This is a genomic window from Paenarthrobacter sp. PH39-S1 (assembly GCF_030063245.1).
In the GTDB taxonomy this organism is placed as follows: Bacteria; Actinomycetota; Actinomycetes; order Actinomycetales; family Micrococcaceae; genus Arthrobacter_M.
Genome location: NZ_JASISR010000010.1, coordinates 47878 through 66971 on the forward strand (window position 1 = coordinate 47878; position 19094 = coordinate 66971).

Below are 19094 nucleotides of genomic sequence, written 5' to 3' on the forward strand. Positions count from 1 at the left end.
GGACGCGTCGTGCTGCTGTGTGTCGTGCTGCTGTGTGTCGTGCTGCTGCGTACCGGCGGCGGAAACCAGGGCCAAGAGAGTAGCTCCTCGTCGAATAGGGCATGTTAATGATTCCTAATTGTCGCACCTTCCGGGCACACCGACGGGTTTGGCGGGGGGCACAGGTGGATGTGATTTGATGACCTCACGTTCTGCTCCTGTTTCGGGCTGATCGGGTTTCACGCCAGCCGCCCCACCGGAAGGGTCTCCCATGCCAGTCGCCGCGCCCGCCGGAGCCACGCCGGCCGAAGCCACGCGGGCCGACCCTGTTTTGGTTCCGGCCCCGTGACCGCGCACAGGAAGGCCCTCTGCGTCCTGGCCGTCTATCTGGTTCTCCTCGCCCTGATCGCTTTCTGGCCCACCCCCGTGGACCGCCCCGTGGATGGAACGCTCGAGGCATTCCTGCGGTACCTGAACCGACATGGGGTACCGGCCTGGGTCGACTACGGGTTCGTCGAGAAGTCGGCCAACGTCGCGCTCTTTTTCCCGTTAGGCCTGCTCGTCGCGCTGATTCTCCCCCGCCGCCGTTGGTGGCTGGCCATCCTCATCGGCATATGCGCCTCGTGCTGCATCGAACTCGGTCAGCTGCTGTTCCTCAGCGCACGCGTTGCCAGTGTCACCGACATCCTGGTGAACTCCCTGGGTGCCGCCCTGGGAGCGGTATGCGCACACATCTGCGGGCACCGGCTGCGGGTCCGACGGTTGCGCCGGGCCCGGCACCGGAGCCTCAGCGGGAGGTGAGCGTGGCCGAGAGGTCAAACCCCAGGTCTGCCGTTGCGTGGTAATTGAGGTGCGTCTCGGCGGCTATCACGTTGGTGCCGCGGACCAGCAACGACACCGGCACGTCAAAGACCACAGGTGCGGCGTCCGCCGTCGATGTTCGAACGGAGCTTGACGCGTAGGTGTTGATGCTCACCGGCCCGGCGGGCATATTGCGCCGGCCCACTTCCGTGCCGTTGACGTAGACCACGACGCCGTCGTTGGCCACGGTGCTCACCTTCAGCTTGACGACTTTGGCCGGGTCGCTGACGTTGAACTGCCGGACAAAGTATGCCGTTAGCGGGCGCGTACCGGCCGCCCCGGTGACGTCGATATTGGTGCCGGGTCCGCTGCCGCCGAACCCGAGCGGCCCCGACCCCGACTTCCAAGCCGTGGCGTCAAAGCCGTTGTCCTTCCACGCGGCGGGCGGCGCCTCCCGCTCGAACCGCCAGTTCCAGGAGGATCTGGCGGGTACGACGGCGGTGTCCACAGGTTGCGGTTCCGGGGCAGGACCGGTGGAGGTCACCGCCACGGCCTTGGCCGCCGTGCCGGTGGCGCCCTGGTCATCGGTGACGGTGAGGCGCACCTGATACGAACCTTGTGCCGCATAGGCATGGCTTGGGGACAGCCCGGATCCCGCAGCGCCGTCACCGAAGTCCCAGGCATACCCCGCAATCGTCCCGTCCGGATCCGCCGACCCGGCCGCGTTGAACTGCACAGCCAACCCGGCGCCAGCCCAGCTGAACCCGGCGGTAGGCGACGCGTTCGGCGGAGCGGGCGGGGCGCCGTCGCCCTGTGCCTGCAGCACGGGGGCGCTGGACGAGAGGTTGCCCGCGGCGTCAACGGCGCGGACGAAGAAGCGGTTCTCTCCGCTCTTAGGCACCATGGCGGTCAGTGCGGATGTGGTGGCCACCACCCTGTCATCTCGGAGAATCTGATAGGACACACTTGAGCTGCCGTCCGTGGCGGACGCCCAGCCAAGGGTGACCGACGCCGTGGTATCGGCCGAGGCAATCACCCGCGACGGGGTGCTGGGCGCTGCGGCATCCGTCTGCGGAAAGCGGGCCAGCCCGCCGGCCCATTTCCGCTCTGAACTTGAGGTCGCTACAAGGCTCAGGTCACCACCGGCCCACAGGGCACCGTTGCTGTCCACGGTTGACGCCCAGACGCCACGGCCCAGCCGCGAGGTCATCCGGGGAGTAAACGACGGCACCACGTCGCCGCTGACGGCATCCCAGGCGCCGATCCAGCCAAATGAATCCGCTTCGGTCCAGTCGGTGCCCAGATTGGCACAAGTGAGCCCGAGCTGGCAGTTGAAGGCATTGGAGTACAACCACTGGTTTCCATGCGACCCCGCGTACACCATTCCCGCCTTGCCGGTGCTGATGGTCTGGAAGTCCCCGTGGTCCACCCCGATGAACCCGGAGAGCCGCGCAAAGGTGGCAGGCGAGTAGGTAAACAGCGAGTGCTGGCCGCCGCCCACCCAGATGCGGCCACCGACCTCCGCGATGGCGTTCTGGTAGTCGCTGCCGGCCTTGTCGCTCCAGACGGGTTTCCAGCTGGGCGTGGCCAGGGGTGCGCCCGCCGACGACCGCACGGCGGCCGCGTGATTGGCCGGGACCGTTCCGGAGCTGGAGAAGTAACCCGCGGCGTAGAGTCTGCTGCCGTCTTCGGCTGTGTCAACGGCCATGACCGTGCCGTTGAACTCCGGGTTCCAGCCGGCGTCGGGCGTTCCGTCCGCTATCGATACCCGCGCGGCATTCTTCAGATACACCGTTTGACCGGGCCTGCTGCCCCCGGACATATGCGTGAAAGCGCCGCCCAGATACAACCAATTGCCGCGCACGGACAGCGCGCCGACGGACAACGTGCCGGAGGACATCCGGTTCACGGGTTTGACCGACCAGTTGGGCACCGTTGCCCCGGTCACCGGGTCCAAGGCAACGATCGCCGTGGCGGCGGCTCCATTGGCCGATGAGAAGGTGCCGGCCGCCACGATGTTTCCGTTCGGCAGCGCGGTCAGATCCATCACGGAACCATTGAGTACAGGCGTAAAGCCTCGGATCAGCTCGCCGGTTGCTACGTCAAAGGCGGCCAGGAACGCCTGGGGCACCCTGTCCGTGCCGGCTGAGTTCGCCGCACGCTGGACGGAACTGAAATTGCCGCCCACATACATCCGGTTACCGCTTTGCACGAAGGCCTGAACCTCAATATCGCCCTCCCGGCTGCTCGCCTTGGGGCCGGCCACTCCCCACGGGCTGTCCAGGGCGGTTGAGCTGGCCACCGGAATGTTGGTTTTTGCCGCCGTACCGGTGTCCGGAATGCGGGTAAACCCCGGATCCGTGGACCGCAGCTGCGGGCGGAGGAACATTTCCGTGTACGGTCGGGCCGAACCGGTCCCGTTGCTGGCGGACCACAGATACGTCGAGCCGCTGTTCGTTCCGGCGACGCCGGTTCCGTAGGCGAACCCGGCCGTGTCGCTCTGCGCCTCCGACGCGGACGTGTTGATGTGCCGGTAGGCATTGTCCGGGCCGAAATCGGACGTCAGCCCCCCGCTGCCGCGCACGCCGGTGAAGGAGAACCACGCCACCTTGTGCGCCGCGCCAAAGGTCCACACCCATCTGTCGCCCTTGTCGGTATTGAACCGGGATTCCTGCCACTGCGTACCGGCCGCGTTCATGGCCCTCTTGAGCCGGATTCCGTCGCTCAGGGCGTCGACCCGGCCGTTGTTCAGCAGCGAGTCGATGATCTGTGCAGGGTACTGGGCCGTGGTCCTGGACATCGGGCTCAGGCCGGCGGTCCGCAACGCCGCGGGCGATCCGGTCCCCTCATTGTGGTCGGTCCAGCCCTCGCGGCCTTTACCCACCAGAACCCAGCCCCCGCCGTCGGTGGTCATGTCGCAGTAGAACTGGTCCGGGGCTGCCATGGCGGGCGTCAGCAACCAGTAGGTTCCGTCAGCAGCCGACGGCTTGTCGGTCTTGATTTCCCAGCACGACGACGCCGCAACCGCCGCCGCCGAACCGTCACGTACCACCGCGGCCGCCGGCACGACGGACGGGGCGGCAGTCAGAGCGGCAGCCCGGGTCGACGGCGCTGCCGCCACGCCCGACGGGGCGGCAGCGAGGGCGGACGGAGCTGTAGCCACACCGCCGGCCAGCACGAGTGAGGCCGTGGCCAGCCATCCGACGATTCCGGTAAAGACACGCGCCCTGAACACAGAGAAACCCCTCGCAAATTACGCGGATCCACGGAATATGCGTTCCCCCGATCCGGGCCGGACCTCTGGCCCAGCGGCAGAGTTTCTTCAACGGTAAGTGACGCGCGCGCCGCGGGAAAGCGAATATCGCCGGCGGGACCCCCCGTTTCCGCGCGGCGGTTACCTGCTTCGGTACCCGCCACCACTTGCCGCGTTCAGCCAGACGCCTGGGGATCCGCTGTCTGGCGGTCCCCTGCCTTGAGACGCACTGCCTTCAGACGCACTGCCTTCAGATCCCCTGCCCTCAACCCCAGAGTGGGGACCGTCCGAGGTATTCCGCCAGCTCCGCGTTGTGCGGAGCATAAAAGGCGCCCAGCTCCCGTCGGATCCCCTCCGGGATTTTTGACTGCGTGATGGCGTTGAAGGTTTTGGTGTTGGGCAGGGCAAACCGGGGAATCTCGAGGTAATCGGTTACTTTGTCAAAGGTCCCCTGGACGTCAAGATACATATCTTCGCTGCGCAGAACGAGCATCCGCTCCGCTGGGAATGATGCGCGCCAGTTCTGCAGCTGAGGCAGGTAAACTCCCCTGCCCCGGTAGGCGTAGAAATCGTGCGCCGAACTGTAATAGTCCGGGTCGGCCAACATTTTCTCTTCTTCACCGGCCAGCCGGTTGTCCTCCGCGGCCAGGGCGGCTTCAAAGCTCAGCGGCTCCACGCCGTTATGCACCCGCTCCTGATAATGGGACCAGGCGCGCTCCACCGGATCCCGCAGCAGCGCAATCGCCTTGACTCCGCTGCAGAGCTGCTGGACCTGCGGTGCAACCCGGGGGTCCCACAGATAATAGGGGGAAGCCTCGCCGCTGACCGGGCCGTACCCCAGCCGTCGCTCGATCATTTTACGGTACATCCCGGTATGAAAATGCGACCGGTACCAATGATCGCCCCGTCCGCGCTCTTTAAAGAAATAGTCCGTGCTCTTGCGTCCGCGCAGCTGTGGAAACAGGCCGAGCACACCGGGATGCATCAAAAGATAATTGAACATTGATGTGGTGCCGCCACGTTTGGTTCCCACGATCAGGAAGTCCGGCACGGGCCGCGAGCCGGCCGTCCGCAGCGCGTAGGCACGCGTCAGCGAGTCCGATGCGTCCTTCAACCATCGCGGTGATGAATCTTTAAGCTGCGACAGGGTTGTCATAATGCCCTCCGGGTTGGTGCCTGGTTTAGAATCAAATGTTGCAAACGGTGTCCCGAAAAAACGGGTGACCTGAAACGACTGTCTCAGACGACGGCGGTGGCGTTGGCCGTCGTGGTCTTACCGCGGCGGGACAGCAATGCCAGGTCGTTCATCCGCAGCCTCTTTCTGTCGATTGAGCACCACAGTACAAGCAGCACGACGGTCATCACCCCGGCGACAAGGCAGGAGACGGTGGTGTTGCCAAGGAGAACTATGGCCAGCACGCTGGCGGGGACCACACAGACGGCGGCGACAAACAGTGCGTAAAACACGCGTTTGGCATCGAAGCGGATCCCAATGAATATCCGCGTCTCGATGGAGGCCATGGCCGCGTCCAGCAGCAGGCTGAAGGCCCACGTTGCAGCCGCCCCGACGATGCCCCAGACCGGCACCAGCACGACGTTTCCTGCAATGTTGATCGCCAGGACCACGGACTTGTTGGCGGCCATCCAGCCGCTGCGCCCGCTCATCATCAGCACGGAGTCGACATTGCCTGCCAACAGGGATGTAATGGCGCCAACGCAGAGGATAATCAGCGCCAGGGCGCCGGATTGGAAGCCTTTCCCCAGCCACCCCAAGGCTGTGGGCGCGAAGAACATGAATAGGCCGTAGATCGGGGCTCCCAGGAGGACGATCCAGGTCACCGTTGTTGAGTAGAGCTCCTGGACTGCCCGTGTCTTGTTTTCGCTGAGCAGGGCGCTGAACCGTGGTGAAATGACCATCCGCATCGCCGTGGAGATGATCAGGCCGGCACTGACGAACCTGCTGGCGGCGCCGTAAACGCCCGCCGCGCCTGCCCCGGCAATGGCACCCACCAGGATGACGTCGAACCACACGATGGATTGTTCGATACCCGAGGAGAACCATCGGGGCAGGGCGAATTTCCAGATCCGGGCGAAAACCCCGCGGTCCGGCAGCCAGCTGCCCTTGACCCCGCCGCGCTGCTCGTGCCTGCGCAGCCGCATCCACAGTGCCCAGAGTGCGGCGATCATGGCCAGCGGCAACGGCATCGCCCACGCCAGCGCTGCCCACACGGCCGGGCCACCGACGGCGACAACCAGAAGAACGGCCACCGGTCTGGACATCGGCAAGGCGATCGCACCGACCACCGTATACGGCACCACATTCCCCAGCCCGCGTGTCGCGGCCAAGGCCACCATCATGATGGCGGCGAACGGCAGGAACCAGGTCACATCGGAAAGCGCGGTAAGGACCTCCCCCTCGTTCCCCTCACCGGAAAGACCAAGCTGCGGCAGGACACCCACCAGCAGCAGGGCCATGACGATCCCCACGCCGGCGGTTGGAACGAGCAGCGCCATGACAGCGCCGCGGATTTTGGAAACATCCGACAACGCCAGCCGGGGGAGGATCCAGATGCCGGCCGTATCCATGCCTGTCCTGGCGATACCCAATGCAATGGAAAACACCGCGATTACCTGCAGGACCACACCGGAGCCGGCGGTGCCGAACGACCGGGCCAGCACCAGGGTCAGGACAAATCCCATGACCGCGCTGGTGCCCGCGCCAACCATGCTGACGAGCCCCCCGCGGGCGGCCTGCCTCGCCTCGTCCGCGTGGTCGTGCTTCACGGTACCGCCCTGCTGGATCACCTGATCGCTCATCGTTCCCCCTGTAGTGCCCGCGCCTGTCATGCCCGCGCCTGTCATGCCCGCGGGTGAGCACGGTGTGTCGTCACCGGCACCCACCGTGTACGATACTGGATCATTGCCATTACCTCTAGCAGATCCGGTGCCGCCACGGAAACGGGCGGAATTGAAGGAGACAGTTCATGTCCGTGACGGATCAACCAGCCGGTAACCGTAAGCGCTTTTGGACCATACTGACAATCGCAGCGCTGTTGGTCGTGCTGGTCGCCGTGGTGGTGGCCGTGCAGCTGGGCCGCGGGCCGGACGGCGCCCAGACCACATCCAATACGGGGACCGCGGCTGCCGGTGGAACCGGCACTGCCGTACCCAGCCCGGCCGGAGCTTCCCCTGACCCATCGGCTCCGGCCGGCACGGCTCCAACCGGCGCGGCTCCAACCGGCGCGGCTGCCGCCCCCGTCAGTGCTGCCCCCGGCATCGCCATTCCGCCGGCCGATCAGCAAGCGGCGGTGCAGGACATGGACGCCTTCGTCAGCGGCTCGGCAGCAATCATGGCGGCCCAAACGCAGCCGTCGGACGCAGAACTCGCCGCACTGGCCACGGGTTCCGCGTTGGGTTCCCTGCAGGCCGACACGGCGGAGTTCGCCAAGAACGGCTGGCATCAGGAAGGCCAGCCCACCGTGGTATCGACCAACGTGGTGGCCTACGATCCCGCGGCCGCTCCGCCGCAGCTGACCCTGAATGTCTGCATTGACTCCTCCAAGGTCAACATTCTCACGGCGGCCGGAGACGCTGTCCGCACGGGAACGGACAAGGACCGCTCGCTGAATATCCTGACCCTGAACCGTTCTGACGATGGAAAGTGGCTGGTCAGCAGGGTCAGCTTCCCCGACGACCCGACGTGCTGACCCGTCCCGTACCGGGTCAGCACGGGTCGGCTCAGCCAAGGGACGCAGCCGCCGTCAGGTCAAAGCTGAGGTCCTTGGTGGCCCGGTAGTTCAGGTGCGTCTCCACCGCGATCGTATTCGTCCCGTTGACCAGCAGTGACACGGGCACGTCTATGGTTACCGGATTCAGATTGGCCGCCGGGGTTCCCACGGCGGTCAGCGCGTACGTGCCGAAGCCAATGGTCCCGGCAGGCATATTGTTGCGTCCCACTTCGGTTCCGTTCACGTACACGACCACACCGTCGTCGGGCACAGTGCTCAGCCTCAGCTTCAGCACGCTGGCGGCCGAATTGACAGTGAACTGGCGCAGGAAATAGGCCGCCAGGGGACGCCCTGTGGGAGTGTTGACAACGTCTATGTTGGTCCCCAGTCCGGTCGAACCAAAGCCAAGGACCGCGTTACCCGATTTCCAGGTGGAGGCGTCAAAGCCGGGGTTCTTCCAGGTCGCCGCGGGGGCCACCGCGTCGTACCGCCAAGCCCAGGACGATTTGGCCGCGACCACCACGGTATCCGGCGCTGCCGTCGCGGTCACCGGAACCGTTTTCACCCCGGTGGCGCCCTTGTCGTCCGTCACCGTGAGCGTCACGTTGTACGTGCCGGCCGCCGCGTAGGCATGGGTCGCGGAGACACCCGCGGCAGTTCCGCCGTCGCCAAAGTCCCAGGCCCAGGCCGTCACGGTCCCGTCCGGATCCGCGGAACCGGATCCGTCAACCGTAACGCCCATATCCTTCGCCGTGGCCGTGAACGCGGCCACCGGTGCCTGGTTGACCGGCGGGGGCGGAGTCGTGACGGTCACCGGAGTTGTTTTCGTGGCCGTACTGCCCTGATCGTCCGTGACAGTCAGCGTGACCGGATAACTGCCGGCCGCCGCATAGGTGTGCGTCGCCGTGGCACCTTGCGCCGTGCCGCCGTCGCCAAAATTCCAGGCCCAGGTAGCCACTGACCCGTCCGGGTCAGTGGAACCGGAGCCGTCCACGGCCACGCCCAGATCCTTGGCGGTGGCGGTGAAGGCCGCCACCGGCGGCTGGTTGGCAGTGGGACCGGCCGAGCCCAGCTGGTAATGCCGGGCGACTTGGGCCGCCGTCAACGGAACCTGGTAGACGGCCGCCTCATCGAGTGTTCCGGCAAAATAGGGGCTGGTGGATCCCCAGGTGCTGTCTCCGCCGATCCGCCAGAAGCCGGTGTAGGACTGCGCCCCCGCCTGCGCGTTCGTTCCCACCTGGACGCCATCCACGTACAGAACCATTCCGGCGGCGGACTGCACGGCCGTGGCGGAATGCCACTTCCCGTCGTTGTAGGGAAGCGCCGACGTGATGATATTTTTGGCGGTCGTATAGGTTCCGAAAACCAGCTTTCCGTCATTTTGCATGTAGACATGACGGTCGTAGCTGCTGGACAGTCCGGTGGCCTTGTCGCCAAAGCCGATCAGTTTCCCGCCACGGGTGGTGGTCGTGTTGAACCAAACCTCCAGCGAGTAGGTGGTGGGGTTGACGTAACTCTGCCGGCTGACCGCCACGGCAGAGCTTCCGTTGAACCGTCCCGCCGTATCGGTCACGCCGTAGAGCGCGCCCGGTGCCCCCAGCACCACGCCCCCCGAGTAGTCCCCCGGCAGACCGGCGGCGCTGGAATCCTGCGCCACCAGTGACGATGCTTCACCCATACGGTAATAGAATGCCGGGCTGTCCGCATACACCGCGGCCCCGTACGCGTCCGCGGGCGCCGCCCGCGTGAGGACAGCGGACCGGGTGGTGCTGGATTTCTCGCCGCCGTTATCCGTCAGGCTCAGCCGGACCGTGTAGGTTCCGGGTGTGGCGTAAGTGTGCACGGCAGTGACCCCCGAGCCCGTGGCGCCGTCCCCGAAGTCCCAGGCGTAGTCGGCAATGGTACCGTCGTCCGTGGATGCGGACGCGTCAAACGTCCCGGTCAGCCCGGTCGCAGCGGTGGTGAAGGACGCCACCGGAGGCGCATTCGCCCCGCTTGCCGTGATGACCGGCGAGCTGGCGGAGAGATTCCCGGCCGCGTCCACCGCGCGGACGAAGTAGCGGTTTTCGCCGCCCTTGGGGAGCACTGCACTGGTGGCGTAGGTGGTCGCAACCACCCTGTCGTTGCGCAGGATCTGGTAGGAGACGGTGCCGCTGCTGTCGCTGGATGCCCCCCAGGTGAGTTTGACGGAGGTGGGTCCATCGGCGGAAGGAACCACGTTCGACGGCGTCGTAGGCGCCACCGCGTCGACCTGCGGGAAACGGGCAAAGCCGCCGGACCACCGGCCGGCCGCCGTCCGGGTCGCGACGGTGGTCATGTCGCCGCCCGCCCACAGGGTACCCTTGCTGTCCACCACGGAGGCCCAGATGCCTTGGCCCAACCGGAACTTCATGCTCGGGTTGAACGCCGGAATGATGTTGCCGCTGGCGGTGTCCCACGCTCCGACCCATTCGAACGAATCCGCTTCCGTCCACCCCGTTCCCACGTTGGACCAGGTGAAGGCGTTTGAATAGTTCCAGTCGTGGCCGTGGGATCCGGCGTACAGGACGCCCGTGGCGCTGGTGCTCATCGATTGGAAGTCGCCGTTGGCCTTACCGATATTGCCGGAAAGCCGGTCAAATGAGGCGGTCGAATAGCTGAAAAGGCTGTGCTCCGAACCGCCAACCCAGACACGGTCCCCGGCCTGCCCAATGGTCTGCTGGTAGTTGTTCGTTGAACTCCACACCGGGCTCCACGCTGGGGTGGCCAAGGGGGCTCCGGGTGCGGATTGCACGGCCGCTGCCCGGTAGGCCGCCGCGGTGCCGGAGGTGGAGAAGTACCCGGCCGCATAGAGCCGACTGCCGTCGTCGGCGGCATCTATCGCCACCACCGTGCCGTTGAAATCGGGGTTCCAGCCGCCGTCGGGCGTTCCGTCCGCCAATGCCACCCGTGCCGCGCCCCTGGCGTATACGGTCGAGTCCGGTTTGCTGCCGCCCGACAGATGGGTGAAAGCGCCGCCGAGATACAACCAGCCGCCGCTGACGGACAACGCACTCACGCGCAGCACAGCGCCGGTGAGCCGATTCTCCATTTTCAGGGGCCAGCTGCCCACCGTGGCACCTGTGGCCGGGTTTAGGGCAACTATCGCCGTGGCCGGCGCTCCGTTGGCGGTGCTGAACATGCCGGCCGCAACGATGTTTCCATTGGGCAGGGCCGCCAGGGCCATGACCGAGCCGTTGAGCTGCGGGGTGAATCCGCGGAGAAGTTCACCGGTTCCGACGTCGAAGGCTGCCAGGAACGGCTGCGTGACATTGTCGGTTCCGGTGGCGGTGGCGCTGCGCTGCACCGTGGTGAAGTTGCCGCCGACGTACATCACGTTGCCGCTTTGCACGAAGGCCTGTGCCTCCACGTCACCTTCGCGGGTAGGGGCCTTCGGGCCCGCCAGCCCCCAGGGGCTGTCAGCCGCGAGCGAGGCCGCCACCGGAGTGTTGGTTTTGGGAGCTGTTCCCGTGTCGCCGATGCGGACAAAGCCGGCGTCCACGGAGCGCAGCTGCGGGCGCAGATACACCTCCGTGTACGGCCGGGCGCTGCCAAGACCATCCGTCGCGGACCACAAATAGCTGGTGCTGCTGCTCGTGCCCGTGATGCTCTTCCCGAAGGAAAAACCGATGGTGTAGCCCTGGTCCTTGGCCTCGGACGTATTGGTGTTGATCCTCTTGTACGCGTCGTCCGGACCGAAACTGGACGTCAGACCGCCCGTTCCTCGGGCGCCGTCGAACGAATACCACGCCACCTTATGCTCGGCTCCAAAGGTCCACACCCAGCGGTCCTCTTTGTCCGTATTAAAACGAGACTCCTGCCATTGCGTCCCGCCGGCGTTCATGGCCCGCTTCAGCCGGATGCCGTCCGCCAGGGCGTCGGGGCGGCCGCCGTTCAGGAGCCCGCCTATGATCTTCGATGAGTACTGGCTCGTCAGGCCCGACATCGGGCTCAGTCCCGCGGTACGCAGGGCGCTTTGCGTCCCGGTGCCCTCGTAGTGTCCGCTCCACCCCTCCCGGCCCTTGCCGATCAGCACCCAGCCGCCGCCGTCGGTGGTCATATCGCAATAGAACTGCGCCGGCGCGTCCATGGCAGGCGTCAGCAGCCAGTACGTGCCGTCCGGCGCCGCTGCGTTGTTCGCCTTGATCTCCCAGCACGACGCCGCCGCCACGGCTGCCGCCGAGCCGTCCCGCAGCGCGGGCGCGGCAGCGGCGGGGGGCGAGACGGCAGCCAGCGCGGCGAGCACCACGACGGCCGTTGTCAACGAACTAATGACTTTTGTGACAATGCGATCGACGGACATGGCTTGCTCCCTGATGAAAATTAGCGCCGGTTCCGTCCGTGGACGGGTACCTGGAGACCCGGCGTTTGTCTGCCAAAGCCCCCCATGACATCCCCCAGTGGACATCGCCGACGAATGAAGAGTACGTCCCCGAGGGAGCCGCTGAAAAGAGCATTCCGCCGTGTCCGTTACCCGTCTTTGGGGTGCCGCTACGCGTTAAAAACCGGACACTACCTGCTCCGGAAGTAGCGGCGGGAGCGGCCGGCTTTTCCGCCGGACGCTCCCGCCCTCACGCACCACCCTCAAGCACCCTCCGGAGGTCCGGTACCGGCTATTTGGTGGTTGCCACCGCGTTCAGGTCAAAGCCCATGTCGGCGGTGGCGCGGTAGTTCACGTGCGTCTCCACCGCTATGGTGTTGATCCCGTCCACCAGCAGCGACGTCGGCACGTCGATCGTGAGCGGATTCGCTGCCGCCGTCGCGGAGCGGATGGCGGTCACGGCATACGTGCCGAAGGTCGCCGGCCCGGCGGGCATGTTGTTGCGGCCCACCTCGGTTCCGTTGACGTACACGACGACGCCGTCGTCGGCTGCGGTCTTCAGCGTCAATTTGGCCAGCTGCGCGGCCGAATCGACGTTGAATTGGCCGACGAAGTACGCTGCCAGCGGACGTGTGCTGGGCGCCCCGGCCACGTCGATATTGGTGCCCAGCCCCGCTGACCCGAAGCCCAGCGTTCCGGCGCCTACCGGCCAGGCGGAGGCGTCAAATCCGCGGTTCTTCCAGGCTGCGTCGGGAGCCCCCGCGCTGTAGCGCCAGCTCCACGATGACTTGGCCGGGACCACCACAATATCCACCGGACCGGTCGGCGCTGCCACCGTCACCGGTGCCGTGGTCACCGAGGTGGCGCCCTTATTGTCCGTCACGGTCAGGGACACCGTGTAAGTGCCGGCCGCCGCGTACGTGTGCTGCGCGTTCACCCCGGTGGCCGAACCCTGATCACCGAAGTTCCAGGCATAGGCGGCAATGGTGCCGTCGGGGTCGGTGGACGTCGACCCGTCCGCGGTAATACCCAGTCCCTTCACGGTTGTGGTGAACTTGGCCACCGGGGCCTGGTTCTCCACCGGACCCGGGGCGTCCCCCACCGTGGCGGTGGCGCTCAGGTCAAAGCTCAGGTCCTTGGTGGCGCGGTAGTTGACATGCGTTTCCGCCGCGATGGTATTGACGCCGTCGGTCAAAAGTGAAACCGGGACGTCCACGGTCACCGGATTGGCATTGGCTACGGTGGTGTTCGGCGCCGAGGCCGCGTAGCTGTTGAAGGTCACCGCTCCCGCCGGCATGTTGCTGCGCCCCACCTCGGTCCCGTTGACGTACACCACCACGCCGTCGTCGGCCACGGTGCTCAGGCGCAGCTTCTGCACCTTGGCGGCGGAGTCAACGGTGAACTGGCGGAGGAAATAGGCCGCCAGCGGCCGCCCGCTGGTCGGACCGGCGACGTCGACGTTGGTTGCCAGCCCCGCCGTACCGAATCCGAGCACTCCGGAGCCGGTTTTCCAGGATGATGAGTCAAAGCCCGGGCTCTTCCACGCGGCGGCCGAAGCCGTTGTCTCGTACCGCCAGGCCCAGCTGGATTTGGCCGGTACCAGCACCACATCCACCGACCCACTGGATGGCGCGGTGACCGTCACGGGGGCGGTTTTCACGCCCGTGGCACCCTTGTCATCGGTGACCGTCAGCGTCACCGTGTAGGTGCCGGCCGCGGCGTAGCTGTGCGTGGCCGTTGCGCCGGCAGCAGTACCGCCGTCGCCAAAGTCCCACGCGTAGGACGCTACGCTCCCGTCGGCGTCGGTGGAACCAGAGCCGTCCAGCGCCACGTTGAGATCCGCCACGGTTACCGTGAACGATGCGGCCGGTGGCTGGTTCGCCGCCGGCGGGGCCGTGACGGTGATCCGCTCGGTTTTGATCGCCGTGGCCCCCTGGTTGTCGGTGACCGTCAGCGTGACGTCATAGCTGCCCGCTGCCGCGTAGTCGTGCCCGGCGGTCGCCCCGACGGCCGTGGAACCGTCGCCGAATTTCCACGCGAACGCGGCAATGGTGCCGTCGGGATCGGCGGACCCGGACCCGTCCACCGCCACGTGCAGATCCTGCACCGCGGCCGTGAACGCGGCCGACGGCGGCTGGTTGGCCACCGGGGCCGAGGTCCCCAACTGGTAGTGCTTCGCCACCTGTCCGGATGTCAGGGCCGCCGGGTACACGGCCGCCTCATCAAGAGTGCCGGCAAAGTAGGGACTGGAGGAGCCCCAGGTGGTGTCCCCGCCGATCCGCCAGTAACCGGTGTAGGCCTGCGCGCCCTTCTGCGGATTGGTTCCCGTCTGGACGCCGTCCACATACAGCACCATGCCCGCGCCGGACTGCGTGGCCACCATCTGATGCCATTTGCCGTCATTGTAGGCGCTGGGGGTGGTGATGACGTTGCCGGTGCCGGTCCACGTGCCGAAGACCAGTTTGCCGTCGTCCTGCATGTACACATGCCGGTCGTAGTTGTTGGACTGCGCGGTGGCCTGATCCCCGAAGCCGATCAGCTTTCCGCCGCGGGTGGTGGTGGTGTTGAACCACAGCTCCAGCGAATAGGTGGACGGGTTGTCGTAGCTCTTCCGGCTGCTGACCAGGCCGGAGCTGCCGTCGAAGGTGGCCGCGGTATCCGCTACGCCGGGCAGCGCGCCGGCGACACCCTGGGTCACCGTGCCGGAATAGGTTCCGGGGCTGGCCGAGACACCGGCGTCATTGGCCGTGGAGCCCGTTGATTCACCAAGACGGTAGTAAAAGGTTGGGCTGTCACCGTAGACAGCCGCGCCGTAGCCGTCCGTGGGGGCCGGCTGGACCATGCTGACCTCATGCGTCACGGCCGCTTTTTCGCCGCCGTTGTCCGTCACGACCAACCGCGCGGCGTAGGTCCCGGCCGCGGCATAGGGATGCGAGGCCGTGGCCCCGGAACCGGTGGTGCCGTCACCAAAGTCCCACGCGTAGCTGGCGATGGTGCCATCGTCGGTGGAGCCGGCAGCGTCAAACGTTGCCGTGAGGCCGGTGACCTTGGAGGTGAACGCCGCCGTGGGTGGCAGATTCGCCCCGCTTGCCGTGATGACCGGCGAGCTGGCGGAGAGATTCCCGGCCGCGTCCACCGCGCGGACGAAGTAGCGGTTTTCGCCGCCCTTGGGGAGCACCGCACTGGTGGCGTAGGTGGTCGCAACCACCCTGTCGTTGCGCAGGATCTGGTAGGAGACGGTGCCGCTGCTGTCGCTGGATGCCCCCCAGGCGAGTTTGACGGTGGTGGGTCCATCGGCGGAAGGAACCACGTTCGACGGCGTCGTAGGCGCCACCGCGTCAAGCTGCGGGAACCGGGCAAAGCCCCCCGCCCAGCGACCCGCGGAGGTGGAGGTGGCCACCGTGGTCATGTCGCCACCGGTCCACATGGTGCCGTTGCTGTCCACCGTGGTGGCCCAGACGCCCTGCCCCAACCGGAACTTCATGCTGGGAGTAAAACCGGGAATGAGGTTGCCGGTTGCCGCGTCCCAGGCTCCTATCCACTCAAAAGAGTCCGCTTCCGTCCAGCCGGTCCCCACGTTCGGCCAGCTGAAGGCATTGGAGTAGACCCAGTCATGGCCATGCGAGCCGGCGTAGATCACACCTGTCCGGCTAACGGACATGGCCTGGAAATCGCCGTGGTTTTTGCCGATGTTGCCGGAGAGGAGGTCGAAACTGCTGGTCGAGTAACTGAAGAAGCTGTGCTCGGAGCCGCCGAGCCAGACCCGGTCCCCCACCTGGCCGATGGTCTGCTGATAATTGTTGCTGTTGCTGAAAGTGGGCGTCCACGCGGGCGTGGCCAGGGGCGCGCCGGCAGCAGATTGCACCGCGGCGGCTTTGAGGGCCGGTGCGGTGCCCGAGGTGGTGAAATAGCCTGCCGCATACAGTCGGCTGCCGTCGTCGGCGGCGTCTATCGCCACCACGGTGCCATTGAAGTCGGGGTTCCAGCCGGTCCCCGGCGTACCATCCGCCACTGCGACCCGCGCGGCGCCTTTGGCATAGACGGGTGAGTTCGGATTGGTACCGCCCGAAAGGTGAGTGAAGGCCCCGCCCAGGTAGAGCCAGTTGCCGTTGATGGAGAGGGAACTGACGCGCAGTACACCGTTGGTCGTCCGGTTTTCCACCTTCAGGGCCCAGTTGCCCACTGTTGCCCCCGTGGCCGGATTCAGCGCCACAATTGCGGAAGCGGGCGCGCCGTTGGCCTGGGTGAAGATACCGGCGGCCACTATATTTCCATTGGGCAGCGCCGCAAGCGCCTGAACCGGCGCGTTGAGCACCGGCGTGAAGCCGCGCATGAGCTCCCCCGTGTTCACGTCGAAGGCTGCCAGGAACGACTGGGACACTTTGTCTGCCCCGGTGGCGGTGGCACTGCGCTGCACCGACGTGAAGTTACCTCCCACATACATCACATTGCCGCTTTGCGCGAAGGCCTGAACCTCCACATCGCCTTCCTTGGTGGGGGTCTTGGGACCGGAGACGCCCCACGGGCTGTCGAGGGCCAGCGAGTTCGCGACGGCGGTGTTGGTCTTGACCGCGGTTCCGCCGTCCGCGATCCGGGTGAAGCCTGCGTCCAGGGAACGGATCTGTGGCCGCAGGTACATTTCGGTGTAGGGCATCGCATTGCCCAAGCCGTCCGTGGCCGACCACAGATAGCTGGTGCTGCTGCTGGTCCCCGTAACGGCACTGCCGTAGGCGAAACCGATTCTGTACCCCTGTGCGCTGAGCTCGGAGGCATTGATCTGCCGATAGGCGTTGTCAGGGCCGAAGTTGGAGGTCAGGCCGCCGCCGCCGCGGACGCCGTCAAAGGAATACCACGCGACCTGATGCTCGGCCCCGAAGGTCCATACCCAGCGGTCACCCTTATTGGTGTTGAACCTGGATTCCTGCCAGGCGGAGCCATCGGCGTTGGTGGCCCGCTTGAGCCGGATGCCGTCCGAGAGCGCATCAACCCGGCCGTTGTTGAGCAGGCCGTCGATGGCGGTCGCCGGAAGCTGGCTGGTGGCGCCGGACATGGGGCTCAGGCCCGCGGTCCGCAGCGCGGTCTGCGAGCCGGTCCCCCGGTTGGCCTCTGTCCATCCTTCGCGGCCCTTACCGACCAGCACCCAGCCGCCGCCATCGGTGGTCATGTCACAGTAAAACTGGCCCGGCGCGTTCATGGCCGGTGTCAGCAGCCAGTAGGTCCCGTCCTGCGCCGAAGCATTGTCCTGTTTGATCTCCCAGCAGGACGCGGCGGCCGATGCAGCGGTGGAGCCGTCGCGGACGGCGGATGCTGCGGATACGGGGGCGGCGATCGCCACCAGAGCGGAAAAAGCCACAGCAGCTGTAACCAACAAACCGAGAACTCTGGAAACGATATGAACCCTCGACACAGGGACCCCTCAGAAGTATTGCGGAGCGCCCAATCGATATGTTCACTCCAAGACCGTCATCCTGCAAAACTGCAGAATGAGGTAAGAGTATGTCCGGCACCAAGGGATGAGAAGCAGAATCGGCCGGTAAGCGTACCCGACTTATGGCCTGCCCTACGCGTTTCCGTTTCGGGGGTACCTGCCCGGGACGACGGGCCTGCCCCATGGTGCGCGTTCTGGCTTAACCCGGGCAGGAAACTGCGCCGCCACCTGACCGGCCGGATCGTTCCGCAGGGCCAAGGCACCGGCAACCATCACTATCACCAGCCCAGCGCCGAGAATGCCGTAATAGAACACCTCGACCAGGGACACAAGGATGATCGTGTTGCAGACCAGGCCGACCACGTCCGTGCGGCGCATTGTCTTAAGAAACAGCATCACCAGCCAGCCCAGGAACAGACCCAGACCGACGAACCCATGGGAAAACATCACCATCCAAATCTGCCCCTGGGTCCCTACTGAGGGCTGTCCCGCCCGTTCGGAAGGCCGCGGGGCACCATACCCGAACACGGGCGATTCCAGCGTCCTGTCAAAAGTTTCGACATACAGATTTCCACGGTCAACGATGCTTTCGACCTTGGCCGTGCGTTGATCCAGACGTTCCTGAACGGGAAGGACGTTGACAGCGATGCCCGCAATGGCAGTAATGCCGATAATGGCCATAATGATCTTGCCATGGCCTTGCAGAGCGGCCCGGATGCCGATATACACCAGCGCCACTCCGAGACCGAGGAACATGCCTCGGTTCAACGTCAGGAAGGCGGGAACGAATGATATCGGCAGGGCCAGCACCAGCAGCCAGAATTTCCGCTCCCGCCGGACCATTGATGCGTAAGCGATGACCACGGGCGTGAGCAGCGAGTACACGTTCCCCCAGCCGTTCGCGTACAGGAACGGGGCGCTGGGTCTTGGAGCAGCAATGACGTAGGCGTTCGGGTCGGGGTTGAACTGGGTCAGCCGTCTGAAAGCCATGTCATGCACATAGGAATTGTCCAGCAGCACCTGCGGAAACACATACGCCAGCGGTGTCTTGAGTTCAAAGACCGGGAACGCAAGTCCCGCATAACCGCCGACCACCACCGCCAGCCAGAATATCGTCAGAACGCCGAATATCTTGCGTTCGCTGAGTGAGTGGCGTGCATTGTAGACGTAGACAAACACGATCGTCGCGGCCAAATACAGCCCGTAACGGTAGAAAAAGCCGACAATCCGGATTGGCTCATCGATCTGGATCAGGGAGCAGAGCATCCACAGCATAAACAGCAGCCAGACGCCGAGCCCGCGTGGGGCTTTCACCTTTGAGAACCGCGCCAGAACATACACCATGACCGCGGCGAAGACCGGCCATGCCATGTCGCCCAGGCCCAGGAGCCACCACAACGGAAAACCGGCGAAGGCGACCAGAACGGGCCAGCCGGGCAGGTGCTCAGTCCGGAGCCGTCGGGCACGGCGTTCGCCGCCGTCGTTCCGGCCGGCAGCCGCCGGAGCATAACGATGAGCATGGGGCCGGGCTTTGGCCCGCGGCTGAACAGCCATCTGTATCCTCAA

8 protein-coding genes are annotated in these 19094 nt (G+C 65.7%); 2 read left to right on the forward strand and 6 right to left on the reverse strand.

Features of this window, described 5'->3' with window-relative positions; translation table 11 throughout:
- Positions 1 to 324: 324 nt before the first annotated feature.
- Entirely contained in the window at positions 325 to 780 is a 456-nt protein-coding gene (locus tag QMG52_RS08365; protein ID WP_283559961.1) for a VanZ family protein, read from the forward strand.
- Here QMG52_RS08365 and QMG52_RS08370 read toward each other — a convergent pair.
- From QMG52_RS08370 to QMG52_RS08380, 3 genes are all read right to left on the reverse strand, one after another.
- Complete coding sequence (locus QMG52_RS08370) at positions 767 to 4015, reverse strand: PKD domain-containing protein (protein ID WP_283559962.1); 3249 nt, start codon at positions 4013 to 4015, stop codon at positions 767 to 769. The genes QMG52_RS08365 and QMG52_RS08370 overlap by 14 nt on opposite strands.
- A 283-nt stretch (positions 4016 to 4298) precedes the next feature.
- The gene (locus tag QMG52_RS08375) at positions 4299 to 5189 is read right to left on the reverse strand and encodes a sulfotransferase domain-containing protein (RefSeq protein ID WP_283559963.1); all 891 of its coding nucleotides are present in this window, start codon (positions 5187 to 5189) and stop codon (positions 4299 to 4301) included.
- 83 nt (positions 5190 to 5272) lie between these two features.
- A complete protein-coding gene (locus QMG52_RS08380; protein WP_283559964.1) occupies positions 5273 to 6850 on the reverse strand; it encodes an oligosaccharide flippase family protein in 1578 nt (525 codons plus the stop codon).
- A gap of 167 nt (positions 6851 to 7017) precedes the next feature.
- On the opposite strand from QMG52_RS08380, the gene QMG52_RS08385 reads away from it, so the two are divergent.
- On the forward strand, positions 7018 to 7740 hold the full coding sequence (locus tag QMG52_RS08385; protein WP_283559965.1) for a hypothetical protein: 723 nt from the start codon (positions 7018 to 7020) through the stop codon (positions 7738 to 7740).
- Between the two features lie 31 nt (positions 7741 to 7771).
- Here the strand turns inward: QMG52_RS08385 and QMG52_RS08390 are convergent, their stop codons facing one another.
- From QMG52_RS08390 to QMG52_RS08400, 3 genes are all read right to left on the reverse strand, one after another.
- Positions 7772 to 12082, reverse strand: coding sequence for a PKD domain-containing protein (locus QMG52_RS08390; protein WP_283559966.1), 4311 nt, complete (start codon positions 12080 to 12082; stop codon positions 7772 to 7774).
- Between the two features lie 310 nt (positions 12083 to 12392).
- Positions 12393 to 17453 carry a PKD domain-containing protein gene (locus tag QMG52_RS08395; protein WP_283559967.1) on the reverse strand — a complete coding sequence of 1687 codons (5061 nt, stop codon included), beginning with the start codon at positions 17451 to 17453 and terminating at the stop codon, positions 12393 to 12395.
- Positions 17454 to 17660: 207 nt separating this feature from the next.
- Positions 17661 to 19082 carry an O-antigen ligase family protein gene (locus QMG52_RS08400; RefSeq protein ID WP_283559968.1) on the reverse strand — a complete coding sequence of 474 codons (1422 nt, stop codon included), beginning with the start codon at positions 19080 to 19082 and terminating at the stop codon, positions 17661 to 17663.
- Positions 19083 to 19094: the final 12 nt, after the last annotated feature.

What these genes read in the sequence shown, in the direction of transcription:
- QMG52_RS08380 (WP_283559964.1), bottom strand. Translation starts at nt 6,850, where the DNA reads ATGAGCGATCAGGTGATCCAGCAGGGCGGTACCGTGAAGCACGACCAC.
- QMG52_RS08375 (WP_283559963.1), bottom strand. Translation starts at nt 5,189, where the DNA reads ATGACAACCCTGTCGCAGCTTAAAGATTCATCACCGCGATGGTTGAAG.
- QMG52_RS08390 (WP_283559966.1), bottom strand. Translation starts at nt 12,082, where the DNA reads ATGTCCGTCGATCGCATTGTCACAAAAGTCATTAGTTCGTTGACAACG.
- QMG52_RS08400 (WP_283559968.1), bottom strand. Translation starts at nt 19,082, where the DNA reads ATGGCTGTTCAGCCGCGGGCCAAAGCCCGGCCCCATGCTCATCGTTAT.
- QMG52_RS08385 (WP_283559965.1), top strand. Translation starts at nt 7,018, where the DNA reads ATGTCCGTGACGGATCAACCAGCCGGTAACCGTAAGCGCTTTTGGACC.